9 protein-coding genes are annotated in these 12,893 nt (G+C 73.7%); 5 read left to right on the top strand and 4 right to left on the bottom strand.

Translation table 11 applies throughout. From position 1 onward, the window contains the following. Window positions 1–16: 16 nt before the first annotated feature. From ACZ3IL_RS28625 to ACZ3IL_RS28610, 4 genes are all read left to right on the top strand, one after another. A complete protein-coding gene (locus tag ACZ3IL_RS28625) occupies window positions 17–2,131 on the top strand; it encodes a SpoIIE family protein phosphatase (protein ID WP_467394989.1) in 2,115 nt (704 codons plus the stop codon). Between the two features lie 550 nt (window positions 2,132–2,681). Further along, entirely contained in the window at window positions 2,682–3,881 is a 1,200-nt protein-coding gene (locus ACZ3IL_RS28620) for a threonine aldolase family protein (RefSeq protein WP_467394987.1), read from the top strand. 646 nt (window positions 3,882–4,527) lie between these two features. After that, entirely contained in the window at window positions 4,528–4,947 is a 420-nt protein-coding gene (locus tag ACZ3IL_RS28615) for a peptidoglycan-binding domain-containing protein (RefSeq protein ID WP_467394985.1), read from the top strand. Window positions 4,948–5,424: 477 nt separating this feature from the next. Next, a complete protein-coding gene (locus ACZ3IL_RS28610; RefSeq protein WP_467395021.1) occupies window positions 5,425–5,835 on the top strand; it encodes a hypothetical protein in 411 nt (136 codons plus the stop codon). 185 nt (window positions 5,836–6,020) lie between these two features. Here ACZ3IL_RS28610 and metX read toward each other — a convergent pair whose 3' ends face one another. The 4 genes from metX to ACZ3IL_RS28590 all read right to left on the bottom strand — a co-directional run bounded on the left by metX (window position 6,021) and on the right by ACZ3IL_RS28590 (window position 12,145). Then, window positions 6,021–7,166 carry a homoserine O-acetyltransferase MetX gene (metX, locus tag ACZ3IL_RS28605; RefSeq protein ID WP_467395019.1) on the bottom strand — a complete coding sequence of 382 codons (1,146 nt, stop codon included), beginning with the start codon at window positions 7,164–7,166 and terminating at the stop codon, window positions 6,021–6,023. Next, complete coding sequence (locus ACZ3IL_RS28600) at window positions 7,163–8,536, bottom strand: bifunctional o-acetylhomoserine/o-acetylserine sulfhydrylase (RefSeq protein WP_467394983.1); 1,374 nt, start codon at window positions 8,534–8,536, stop codon at window positions 7,163–7,165. Before ACZ3IL_RS28600 ends, metX begins: the two co-directional genes overlap by 4 nt. Before the next feature lie 722 nt (window positions 8,537–9,258). Next, window positions 9,259–10,803 (bottom strand): hypothetical protein, encoded by a 1,545-nt coding sequence (locus ACZ3IL_RS28595; RefSeq protein ID WP_467394980.1) that lies wholly within the window; start codon window positions 10,801–10,803, stop codon window positions 9,259–9,261. Window positions 10,804–11,377: 574 nt separating this feature from the next. Continuing rightward, a complete protein-coding gene (locus ACZ3IL_RS28590) occupies window positions 11,378–12,145 on the bottom strand; it encodes a MerR family transcriptional regulator (RefSeq protein WP_467395017.1) in 768 nt (255 codons plus the stop codon). A 32-nt stretch (window positions 12,146–12,177) separates the two neighbouring features. Here ACZ3IL_RS28590 and ACZ3IL_RS28585 point away from each other — a divergent pair, with 32 nt between their 5' ends. Then, window positions 12,178–12,645: a DUF6194 family protein gene (locus ACZ3IL_RS28585; RefSeq protein ID WP_467395015.1), complete on the top strand. Its 468-nt coding sequence runs from the start codon at window positions 12,178–12,180 to the stop codon at window positions 12,643–12,645. Window positions 12,646–12,893: the final 248 nt, after the last annotated feature.

Here is a 12,893-nt window from a genome sequence, read left to right as displayed (position 1 = left end):
GCGGAGGGAGCGGTCGATGGCTGACGATGCGCCGTCCGAGACCGGCGGTCCTGGAGCCGCGGGTCGCGAAACCGACGCGGCCTGGGAGGGGCCCGGCGGCCTGCTGGACTTCCTGAACGTCGCGGCGATCGTGGTGGACGCCGGGGGAAGGATCGTGTTCTGGAGCCCGCAGGCCACCGACACCTTCGGATACACGGCCGAGGAGGCGCTGGGGCAGTACGCGGCGCGGCTGCTGCTCAGCGAGGAGAACCGCCCGCGGGCGACGGAGCTGTTCGCCGAGGTGATGGGCACCGGGCGGGACTGGGCCGGGGTCTTCCCCGTACGGCACCGGGACGGCACGGAGCGACGGGTGGAGTTCCGCAACATGCGGCTGCTGGACGACCTCGGAGACGTGTACGCGCTGGGGATCGCCGTCGACCAGACCACGCTGCACGAGGTGGAGAGCCGGCTGGCGCTGTCGGAGCAGATGGTGTCCCAGGCGCCGGTGGGGTTCGCCCTGCTGGACACGGACCTCCGGTACCGGCTGGTCAATCCGGCGCTGGAGCGGATCAACGGGGTGCCCGCCGCCGACCACATCGGCCGCCGGCCGCGCGACATCCACCCGTACGACGGGCTGGAGACGGTCGAGCGGGCGCTGCGGCACGTCCTGGAGACGGGCGAACCGCTCATCGACCAGTACGTCGTCGGCCGCACGCACGCCGACCCCGGTCACGATCACGCCTGGTCCGTGTCGTACTACCGGCTCCACGGGCCCGGGGGGCGGGTGATCGGGGTGGCGTCCTCGGTCGTCGACGTCACCGAGCGCCACCTGGTCGCCGCCGAGGCCGAGCGGGCCCGGCGGCGGCTCGCCCTGATCGCGGACGCCTCCGCCCGGGTGGGCACGACGCTGGGGGTCGAACAGACCGCCCGGGAGCTCGCCGAACTCGCGGTCCCGGAACTCGCGGACATCACCGCGGTCGACATCCTGGACGACGTCCTGTCCTGCCGCAGGCGCGTGCCGTCCGCGGACAGGGAGGGACCCGAGCTGTTCCGGGCCCTGGCCGTCGCCTCCGCCTTCCCCACCGGCGTCACCGCCGCGGCCGACCCGGTGGGCGAGGTCGCCGCCTACAGCCCGGACCGGCTGATCACCCGGTGCGTGCGCACCGGGCAGCCCGTCCTCGTGGCCCGCTGCGACGAACAGGACCTGCGGCGCATCGCCCGCGACCCGGAAGCCGCCGGTGTCCTCGCCCGGGCCGGCGCGCACTCCTACCTCGCGGTGCCGCTCATCGCCCGCGACGAGGTCCTCGGCGCCTTCGACCTGCTGCGCTTCCGCAACCCCGAGCCCTTCGACGCGGACGACGTCCTGCTCGCCCGCGAGCTGGCCGCCCGGGCCGCCATCGCCATCGCCAACGCCCGCTGGCACCAGAACGTGCGCACCGCCGCCGAGACCCTCCAGCGGAGCCTCCTGCCGCCCGCCTCCCCGCAACGCCCCGGCCTGGAGATCGCCTCGCTCTACCGGCCGGCCCAGGCGGCCAACGAGATCGGCGGCGACTGGTACGACGTCATCCCGCTGACCGGCGACAAGACCGCCCTGGTCATCGGCGACGTCATGGGCAACGGCATCGACGCCGCCGCCACCATGGGCCGGCTGTGCACCGCCGCCCGCGCCTACGCCGCCCTCGACCTGCCCCCCGGCGAGATCCTCCACCACCTGGACGACCTCACCCATGGCCTGGAGCACTACATCGCCACCTGCCTCTACGCCACCTACGACCCCCGCACCGGGCGGTGCCGCATCGCCAACGCCGGGCACCTCCCCCCGGTCCTCGCCCGTCCCGGGCATCCGCCCCGGCTGCTGCGCCTGCCCGCGGGCGCCCCGCTCGGCGTCGGCGGTGTCGACTTCGACACCGTCTCCTTCCTGCTGCGTCCCGGCGACCGGCTCCTGTTCTACACCGACGGCCTGGTCGAAACCCGGGACGACGCCATCGACGAACGTCTCGGGCTCCTCCTGCGGACCCTCGGCCCCGCGGACTCCCCGCTCGGTGCCACCTGCGCCCGGCTCGTCGACTCCATGCGCCGCCCCGACGACCCGGACGACGTCGCCCTCCTCCTCGTCGAAACCCGGCGCGGTGACGATCCCCCCTCCCCCTGAGTGGGCGGGGGCGAAGCCCCGCGAAGGAGCCCGGCCCCCGGACCGCCGCCGGCCCGCCGCCGGAGCGGGGGGCGGAGAGCGGGGAGGCAGCGGGTTGGAACCGCCGGAGGTGGGGAACGCGAGGCCGTGTCCGGGGTCCGAGCCGGCGCCGACGGGTCCTCGTTCCGAAAAATATGCGGCTCGGATGCGTTTTCGCGGATATTTTTACGGTGATCCATTGACCGGGATCAAGACGCCCGGATAGAAAGATCGAGGCCGCGATCACGTGTCCGGTCCCTGCCGGGCGGCGCGCCGGCGCTCGCCCCCGGCGAGCCGTACCGGGCCCCGGCGGGCCGGGGCCCGCCCCCCGGGCACACCCGGGCGCGGCGCGGCGACGACCGGTCGGCCGGTCCGCGCGGTGCTCTTCGCCCCGCCCGGACCCGCCGCACCCCCCGTGGGCGCGCGGCCCGGAGAAGTCCCGCGCGCGGACGGGCCCGGCACCGGCCCGGCCGGCGCCCGTCCGGACCGTACGCGTCCCACCCCGTACGACCGAGACGAGTGAGCGAGCACCATGACCGTACAGCGACGGCACGACCCGGACGAGCGCGGCTTCGCCAGCGACAACTACGCGGGGGCGCACCCCGAGGTCCTCGCGGCGATCGCCCTGGCCAACGGCGGCCACCAGGTCAGCTACGGCGGCGACGTCTACACCGAACGCCTCCAGGAAGTGGTGCGCGGACACTTCGGCCCCACCGCGCACACGTACCCGGTCTTCAACGGCACCGGCGCGAACGTGGTCGCGCTCCAGGCCATGCTCGCCCGCTGGGACGCCGTGGTCTGCGCCGAGTCGGCCCACATCAACGTCGACGAGGGCGGGGCGCCCGAGAAGGTCGCCGGGATCAAGCTCCTGACGGTGCCCGCGTGGGACGGCAAGCTCACCCCCGAGCTGATCGACCGCCAGGCGTGGGGCTTCGAGGACGAGCACCGGGCCCGGCCCGCGGTCGTCTCGATAGCCCAGTCCACCGAACTCGGCACCTGCTACACGCCGGACGAGATCCGCGCGATCTGCGACCACGCGCACGGCCTCGGCATGCGCGTCCACCTGGACGGCGCCCGGCTCGCCAACGCCGCCGCCACCCTCGGCGCGTCCCTGCGCGAGATGACCACCGACGCCGGCGTGGACGTCCTCTCCCTCGGCGGCACCAAGAACGGGCTCCTCTTCGGCGAGGCGGTGATCGTCCTCGCCGAGGACGCGGTGCGCGGCACGGCGCGTCTGCGCAAGACGAGCATGCAGCTGGGTTCCAAGATGCGTTTCCTGTCGGTGCAGTTCGAGGCGCTGCTCGGCGGCGACCTCTGGTTGCGTTCGGCGGCCCGCTCCAACGCGATGACCCGGCGGCTGTACGAGGCGGTCCGCGAACTGCCGGGCCTGGACATCCGCCGCCCGGTGCAGGCCAACCAGATCTTCGCCGTCCTGCCGCCGGCCGTCACCGAGCGCCTCCAGAAGCGTTTCCGCTTCTACACCTGGGACGAGCAGGCGGGCGAGGTCCGCTGGATGACCTCCTTCGACACCACCGAGGAGGACGTGGACGCGTTCGCGGCGGCGATCGCGGAGGAGCTGGCGGCGGAGCGGGGGCAGGAGCCGGCGGGCGCGCTGACCGCGGCCGAGCGCGAGGAGCTGGTACGGCTGCGCCGCAGGGTCGGCGAGCTGGAGGAGACCGTCGAGGCGCTGGCGAAGACGCCCGCCTCCTCCGCGGACCGCAAAGGGAGGTAGCCGGGAGCGGAAGCCCGGGGTCCGGGCGAACGCCCCGGCCCCCGGGCGGGAGGAGCGCGGGAAGGCCGTCCGGTTCCGGGACTTCCTGTTCGGCGGCGGGTCCGGTGATCGCGCGAGGAGGCCGTTCCGGCGCCGTGGCGGCCCCGCACTGCCACTCCGGGCCATCTTCGGTGGCCGCCGCCGCTGAGGACGAACGAGGGTTTTCGGCCCGCCGGGCGCCCTCCGCCGTTTCCCACCGGGAACTGCCGTGATGCCCGTGCTCCCAGGACCCACGGGTCACATGTGCTCCGGGAGTTTCGCGCACCGGGGCGCCGTCCCGCTCCGCCGGAACATCCGGAACCCTTCCGTTCCCGTGCCCACCTGCGGCGCGGGCACGGAAGAGGACGAAGCCCCGGGCGCCGGGCCGGCGGCCGGCTCACCGTCCGGGGGCGGGAAGGAGACGTTCGTCGCCCGCCGGCGGGCCCCGGTGGCGCCGGGGTGCGTGACCCTCACGACGCGCGGCCGGGCAAGACGGCCGCGGGACAGCTTCGTTCTGTCCGGAACAGGCCGATGTCCCTGGTGGGCCTTCCGGTGCCGTGTCAAGGTGTCGCCGCGTCAACCCGGCTCGGGCTGATCCCTCACGAACTGGTTCTCTCAAGGAGAAAGCATGGCCATGTGGTCCTCGACCCGTTTCCGCGGCGCGTTCACAGGGGCGGCCGTCTGCTCGGCCCTCGCCCTCGGAGCCGTGCTGGCCGGCCCCGGCGCGGCGGTCGCCTCGACGGAGACGGGGCGGAACTCGGCGGCCTCCTCGGCCGCTTCGTGCTCCGTCTACTGGAAGGTGGGCGTGGACTACGCGGGACTCACCGCGGGCTACAGCTGGGCGTGGAACGTCATCATCAGCCAGGGAGCCACCGGTGACCGGGTCCGGGAGATCCAGTGCCTCCTCAACTACCACGGTCAGAGCCTGACGGTCGACGGGCAGTTCGGCTCCGGGACCAAGAGCGCGGTCACCGCGTTCCAGCGCAACCGTGGGATCGGAGCGGACGGCATCGTCGGACCGTCCACCTGGCGCCAGCTGCGCAAGTAACGGTCCTTTCCGGGCCGTCGGCGCCTATCGCGCACCGGAGCGGAGACCAGCGGACCGCTTCCGGTCGTGGGGCCGCCCCGCCCGGGGGGGGCCCCGCCCGGGGCCCCCCCCCCGCGCCCCCGGGGGGGGCCCCGCCCCCCCCCCCCCCCCCGGGCCGCCCCGCCCCCCCCCGGGGGGGGCCCCCCCCGGGGGGGGGGGCCCCACGGCCGGGAGCACACCGGCGGCGCCCGGGAGGCGCCTCGCGCACCGGTCCGCATGACGGCGCCCGGGGGTACGGAACGTACCGGTCCTCCCGTAGCGCTCGGCACGGACGCGACGGATCACGGCCGCACGCGCGGCTTCGGCGGCCTGCCACTGCCGGGCACGGCCGCCTTCCGGGGGCGTCGGCGTCCCGCCCGACCGGGAAAAACGGGCGGCCGGGCCGTCTGCCGGGCTCGCCCACGGGCACCACGCGGCCATAGAGTGCGGGGCGTGGACATGCGGACGCTCATAGAGGACCTGGCGGAGGAAGCCGAACGGCAGATCCTGGAGAAGGCGTGGGTCGTCACCTCCGCCGACCGGGACATCGCCGGGAAGGCCAACGCCGACCTGCACGCCGCCGTCGGGGCCTCGTCGTCCTGCCGGGAACTGCCCGAGGTCGCCCGGCTGGCACACCTGCGCGAGGCACTCGCCGCCCTGGCCATCGCCCTCGCCCACGTGCACGGGCGCCTGGCCTGGTTCATCGGCGCGGCCGTCACCGCGCTCACCCCGATCCTGCACTGGCGCGCCCTGCCCGCCGAGGACGGCCCCACCTTCGGCGCCTTCACCCCCACCCTCCAGCAGTACGCCGAAGCCGAGGAAGCGGTCCGCCGGCTCCAGCGCACCCTCGCCCTCATCATGGCCGCCTGACACCCCCTCGGGCCGGGCCGGTCCGCACGCGGCCCGCTCGGCCCGGAGTGGCGTGCCGGCGGCCGGGCGCCGGACCGAGAAGGACCGGAAGGACCGGGAGAGAACGGAAGGGGAAGGTCCCGGCGGCACGGGCCGGTCCGGCGGGGCGTCCCCTCTGCCCGTGCCCGGCCGGGTACCGAGGCCGGTCAGCGGAGCAGTTCGGCCACCAGTTCGCTCACCTGTTCCACCTCGATGAGGAACCCGTCGTGGCCGTGGGGCGACCCGAGGACGCGCGGGCGGTCGGCCCCGGGAATGCCCGCCGCCAGCTCCGCCTGCTGGGACGGCGGGTAGAGGCGGTCGGAGTCGATGCCGGCGACGAGGGTCGGCGCGGTCACCCGGCGCAGTGCCGCCCGGATGCCGCCCCGGCCCCGGCCGACGTCGTGGCTGTTCATGGCCTCGGCCAGCACGACGTAACTGCCCGCGTCGAAGCGGCGGACCAGTTTGGCCGCGTGGTGGTCGAGGTAGGACTCGACCCGGTAGCGGCCCCCGCGCCAGGGGTCCTCCGCGTCCTGGGCGGCGCGGCCGAAGCGGACGGCGAGTTCGGGCTCGCTGCGGTAGGTGATCTGGGCCAGGCGGCGGGCGAGGCTCAGCCCGGCGTGCGGGCCCCGGCCGGTGTCGTGGTAGTGGCCGCCCCGCCAGTGGGGATCGGCGCGGATCGCGTGCAGCTGGACCGACGCCCAGGCGATCTGCTCGGCGCTCGCGGCGGCCGCCGTGGCGAGCAGCAGCAGCGCGCCGGTGCGCTCCGGGTGGGACACGGCCCACTCCAGCGCCCGCATCCCGCCCATCGAGCCGCCGATCACCAGCGCCCAGCGGTCCACGCCGAGCACGTCGGCGAGACCCGCCTCGGCCGCTACCTGGTCGCGGAGGGTCAGGAAGGGGAAGTCACCGCCCCAGCGGTGGCCGTCCGCCCGGCGCGAGGACGGCCCGGTGCTGCCCTGGCAGCCGCCCAGCACGTTGGGCGCCACGACGAACAGACGGTCCGTGTCCAGCGCGCGTCCCGGCCCGACGAGCCCGTCCCACCAGCCGGGGGTGGGGTGTCCGGGGCCGGCCGGACCGGCGGCGTGGCTGTCGCCGGTGAGGGCGTGCAGCACGAGCACCGCGTTGTCGCGGTTCGGCGCGAGCGTCCCCCAGGTCTCGAACGCCAGCCGTACTCCGGGCAGTTCGCCGCCCGCCTCGAGGCCCAGCGGCGTCTCACGCGCGTACCACCGGCGCCGCCCGGCCGGGTCCCCCTCCCGCCAGGCCCCGGAGGCCGGCGGGAGGGGGATCTCGGACGGCGGCAGGACGGTGCTCAGGACGCGTCTCCGGCCGCTCCCTTGGCCGCCCGGAAGCCCGCTTCCAGGTCCGCCTTGAGGTCGGCGAGGTTCTCCAGGCCCACCGACAGGCGCACCAGGCCGGGAGTGGCGCCGGTCGCCGCGAGCTGCGCCCCGTCCAGCTGGCTGTGGGTGGTGGACGCCGGGTGGATGATCAGGCTGCGCACGTCCCCGATGTTGGCCAGGTGGCTGAACAGTTCGACGGCGTCCACGAACCGCTTGCCGGCCTCGACGCCGTCCCGCAGTTCGAAGGAGAGCACCGCGCCCGCGCCGCGCGGCAGGTAGCGCCGGCCCGCCTCGTACCAGCGGTTGGACGGCAGGCCCGGGTAGTGCACGGCGGCGACCTCGTCGCGCTGCTCCAGCCATTCGGCGAGGGCCTGCGCGTTGGCGGAGTGCCGCTCGATGCGCAGGCTCAGCGTCTCCACGCCCTGCAGCAGCAGGAAGGCGGAGTGCGGGGAGAGGGCGGGGCCGAGGTCGCGCAGCAGTTGTACGCGCAGCTTGACCGCGAAGGCCCCCGGGCCGAGCGCCGGCCAGTACCGGAGGCCGTGGTAGCTGGGGTCGGGCTCGGTGAAGTCGGGGAAGCGGTCGGGGTGCGCCCCGAAGTCGAAGGTGCCGCCGTCCACGACGACGCCCGCGACGGTCGTGCCGTGTCCGCCGAGGAACTTCGTCGCCGAGTGGACGACGATGTCGGCGCCGTGCTCGAGGGGCCGGAGCAGGTAGGGCGTGGGCACGGTGTTGTCCACGATCAGCGGGACCCCGGCCGCGTGCGCCGTGTCGGCGACCGCGCGCACGTCGAGGACGTCGCCGCGCGGGTTGCCCAGCGTCTCGGCGAACAGCGCCTTGGTGTTCGGCCGGATCGCCGCCCGCCAGGCCTCGACGTCGTCGGGGTCGTCCACGAAGGACACCTCGACGCCGAACCTGGACAGGGTGTGCCGGAACAGGTTGTACGTGCCCCCGTACAGCGAGGTACTGGCCACCAGATGGTCGCCCGCTCCGGCCAGGGTGAGGATCGCCAGGGTCTCAGCCGCCTGCCCGGAGGACAGCGCGACGGCCGCGACACCGCCCTCCAACGCGGCGATCCGCTGCTCGAAGACGTCCTGGGTGGGGTTGTGGATGCGGGTGTAGATGTTGCCGGGCTCGGCCAGCGAGAAGAGGTCGGCGGCGTGCCGCGTGTCCCGGAACACGAAGGACGTCGTCTGGTAGATCGGCGTCGCCCGCGCTCCGGTCGCCGGGTCGGGCGTCGCGCCCGCGTGGATCTGCTTGGTCTCGAAGGACCAGGCCGAGGTGTCGGGCCCGGCGGGCTCGCCCTCGGGGGTGTGGCCGGCGGCGACGGAGTCGAGGGGCTGGCTCATGGGGTGCTCCTTGTACGTACGGGTGCGCTCGGTTTCGCGCCGCGTCCAGGACGGGCGGGACGGGGCGGCGAACGGGGATCGGGAAAGGTGTCCGGTGGATCGGCCCGAGGAGGCTGGTGGGCCGGCCCGAGGTGGCCGGTGGATCGGCCGGAGGCGGTCGGCTCAGCGCGCGGCGGGACACCGCGCGGCGAGGGCACGCGCCGGAGCAGCTCCGCGAAGAACGAGCGGGAAGGGTGCGGAAGGGATCACGCGTCCACGTAAACACGGCCACGCCCCGTGGACCACAGGTCTGCGGAGCGTGACACACAACGTTCATACACGGCCCGGCAGGAGGACTTCCGCGGGGCCCGTTGTCCCGCCCCGGCGAGGACGGGCGTTCTCACCGGGGCGGGTGGAGTGACGACTTCGGCGAACGGGGCCGCCGGCTCCCGGACGCCGCGGCCCCGTCGACACGAGGGGCGGTCCGGGAGCGCGCGGCCCTGGCGGCCTCCGCAGCCTGGAGTCGTGGCCCGGCCCCGGCACGGAGCGGACCGTCCGGGTCGGCTGACACAGGGCCACCCGACCCGGACGGATACCCGTCCGGGTCGGGTGGCCGGACAGGTCTGGTGGCCGGGTCGGGTGGCCGGAACGGACCGGTGGCCGACCGGGTCCGGTGGCCGGTTGGATGCCCGGCCGGGACCGGTGGCCGGATGCCGTACGGGCGCGTGCGGGACCGGGGCGCCCTAATCCCTGACCTTGAGGAAGCGCATCCGGGTGGCGCCGTTGCTGTCGGTGCCGCCGGCCTCGGCGTCGGTGATCTTGCCTCCGGTGGGGACGAACATCAGGTGCAGGCGGACCGTCCGGGGGCCGGAGGCGACGGCGTACTCGGTCATGATGTGGGTGGTTCCGCCTTGTTGCTCCTGCCTCGCCGCGTTGATCGCGGCGATCTGGGTGAAGCTCGTCAGGAGGGTGTCCGTGGTCTCGTCCCTGAGCCAGCCGACGATGTAGCCGCTGCCACCGGTGGCCGAACCGAGCGCGTACCGCACATCGCTGTCGATGTGGTACGTCCCGGCTTCCGGGAGCACGATGTCGGACTCGGGGATCGGCACGTCGGTGCCGGCCCGGGCCAGGAGGTCGGCGTGCTGCCGTTCGGCGTTGCGGAATCCGCTGACCGGCGTGAGGCGGGCGCCGATCCGCCACCTCTCGGGGCAGCCGTGCGTCCCGGTGACGTCGATGTCCACCGACCGTTCGACGCCGCTGTTGCCGCCGGGAGCGATACCCGTCAGGTCGATCCGCGGCACGAGCAGCCCACCGGTCGTGTTCCGTGCGGCGTTGCACGGGGACGGGTCCAGAGCGGGCGTGTCGGGCGCGTACAGGCACCCGTCGCTGCCCCGGGTGAGGGCGTTGCCCCGGTCGGTGGAGAGGCACGGGGGGAGGGCGGTGGCGCATCCGTCCTGGCAGGAGGCGACCGGGACGACCGGCGGGACCGGGGCGTAGGGGGTCGAGCCGTCGAGGGTGTCGGTCGTGCAGGTGACCGCGCCTTCGCAGGTGCGGCAGGTCGTACGGAGGAACGGCCTGCCGCACCCCGGGGCGGAGGCCTGGACGGTGAGGACGAAGCTGTCGACGGTCCACTGTTTGGGGCCGACCCGGCAGGCGTCGTCGTTGCCCGTTTCCAGGTTGAGCTCGACGACGACCTTCCCCGCGAGCACGTCCGCGAGGGGCACGGTGGTCGGCGGGATGACCCCGTTGTCGTCCCCGCCCGCCGGCAGGTCGGGCGGGCCCAGGAGGTCGGTGCGGACCGGGGTGGTGCCGTTCCACAGGGCGAAGCGGCCGTAGAGCCGGCAGGCGGCGCTGCTGCCGTCGTTGTGGACGTGGACGGTGGCGCCGATCGTGACGCTGGTGGGGTCGCCGCGCAGCGACGCGGGGTCGATGCGCACGACGCCGGCGAGCCAGGTGTGCTGGCCGTTGTGCGTTCCGTCGTCGGCCGGGAACGTGCCCGTTCCGCTGTTCAGGATGGTCTGGGCGACGACGGGGTCCAGCGCCGCACGGGTGTTGGCGATGGTGTAGTACGGCGTCGGGTCGGTGCTGGTCACGGTCGCTTCGACCCGGTACGGCGCGGAGTCGCGCAGCGGGGTCGTCTCACAGTGCTCGCACGGCTTGGAGCCGGGGCAGGGGACGGGCGGGCAGGCCGGCGTGGAGCCGGGACAGGGAACGGGCGGACAGGCCGGCGTGGAGGGGCGGCAGCCGCCGATGGTGATCGGGGCCTGCCCGCAACCGCATGCGCTCATGGGGCAACTCCTCTGTGGGATCGGGCGGGGGAAGTGACGGCGTGCGCCGTGCCCTTTCGCGCGGTGGGGGCACGGGGAGCGGTGGATCGGCTCGTCGGTTTGTCGGCCGGAAGGAAGGAAGGAAGGAAGGGCGGTCCGGCACAGGCGTGTCGAAGAACACCGGTGGCCTGAAACCGGCCGCGCAACCGGGGAAGGGAGGAAGGCCGCCCGGTGGGCCGGGCCGTGACTGACAGGACGCCGACCGGCACTCGGCTACGTGTTCCCGCAGCCGGTCATGTCCTTGGGGTGGGAAAGAGAAACGGCCGCGTCGGCCCTCTTGGCGATTCCGCTACCGGGTAATCCGAGTGGGGCGCCCGTACACAGGCGTGTCTGAAGCCCAGACACATACCTTCTTCGCCGTCATCCCTAAATGTACTATCCCGTAATCTGACGGGCATTCACCCGTTAGAGTGATCTGCTTCGCCGAGAACCGTCTCCTGCCCCACACCAGAACCAGAACACGACGCGGAGCCCGAGGAAGCACCGCCGAGCACTCTCCGCGCAGGCGAAGGCGAAGGCGGAGACGGAGGCGGGCCTATCGGGCGATCGGCGGATTCTGAGTGGATGTGACAACGGCTGCCAAGTCCGCGCCCGCGCGGAGAAGTTCCACGGTCCGCATGGCGATCCGGTCGAGACGTTGTTGCAGGATGCGTTGCGTTTCTTCCAGGCCGTCGAGCCGGTGCAGCGACCCCATGATGTCGCGCACCGCGGGAATGCCGTAACCGGCGCCGCGGAGGGCCGCGACGATCCGGGCCGCCCCGATCGCCGAAAGTCCGTATCGGCGTGCTCGCAGCGACGTGACCCGCTCGGGGACGACGAGTCCTTCCAGCTCCCAGAACCGCAGGGTCGAGGGGCGGACATCGAGCGCCGCGGCCAGCTGCGTGATCGTCATCGCGTCGCTCTCCGGCTCGAACTCCGGGGTGTTCGTCTCACCCTGGATCGCACGCAACGCCTCTTGAGCACGCAGAGCCTCGTCCCGTTCCCGCGCGAGCCGGACGTGCACCGCGCTGATCGCCGAGGCCGCCGTCGCGATCGTCTCCGTCCGCAGCTCCGCGAGCATCTTCCTGGCCGTGACGGGCCCGACAGCGCCGGCGAGTCCGCGATAGGCGCGAAGAGCCCGCACGTGAGCCGATGTGTACGAGCGGTAGCCGTTGCTCGATCGAGCGGCCGGGGGGATGACCCCCAACCGCTCCAGGTCGCGCACCTGTTGCACCGAGTACCCCGACTCCCTGGCGACTTCGACTGTCCGTAGCGGTGCTCGTCGCGAACCGTTCGTGGTCTCGTCCACCGGCCAACCCCACATAAGCACTTGAAGGTCATGCTTGAACCATGAGTATGGAACAGATCATCGCGACCGTGCGAGACCTCGACGGCGCGCTCGTGCTCGTCCCCGGGCCGGGGGGCGACTTCCCCGAACTCGCGTGGGGGGACGCGTTCTTCTACTACGCCCCCGACGGCCGGGTGCCCAAGAACGTTCAGCCCTACGGGACGATCGTCACCAAGGACTATCCCGACGACGACGCTTCCGACCTCGACCCTCCGGGCCGCTGGCGCGTGAACGTCCACGTCGACCGTGCGACGTTCCAGGAGCTCACCGGAGAGGACCCACGCGGCATCAGCCGTCCTCGCGACCACGCGGCCGCCGACCATGTGATGCCGCATCCGGTGTACGGCACGCTCGGCTGGATCTCCGTCGTCAATCCCGGCGAGAGGACAACGGACACGGTGGTGCGGCTCCTGCGAACCGCTCACGAGGCCGCTCGTGAGCGGTTCGCACGGCGACACGGGCCAGGACCCGCCTGACGCGGCACTGGCACCACAGGCACCGCACACGAAACCGTCGCCGCACCGACGCCGAGCCGCGTACAGTGCTCTCCGCCCGTCTCGCGCCACATCGGTGCTCCCGGAGAAGAGGGAGCCCTCGCCGGACACGCCGGCTCCGAAGCCGACCTCCTTCGCCGTGTCGCTCACGCGTTCATCCTGCCCGGCCCGATGCGCACCATGTGGTGTGCGTCGGCGCGCCTAACGTCCTCCCCGTCACCCCGCACGTC

The organism is Streptomyces sp. NPDC014907 (genome assembly GCF_055562975.1).
The sequence above is the reverse complement of the archived record's forward strand: the minus strand, read 5'-3'. Positions and strand labels throughout refer to the sequence as shown.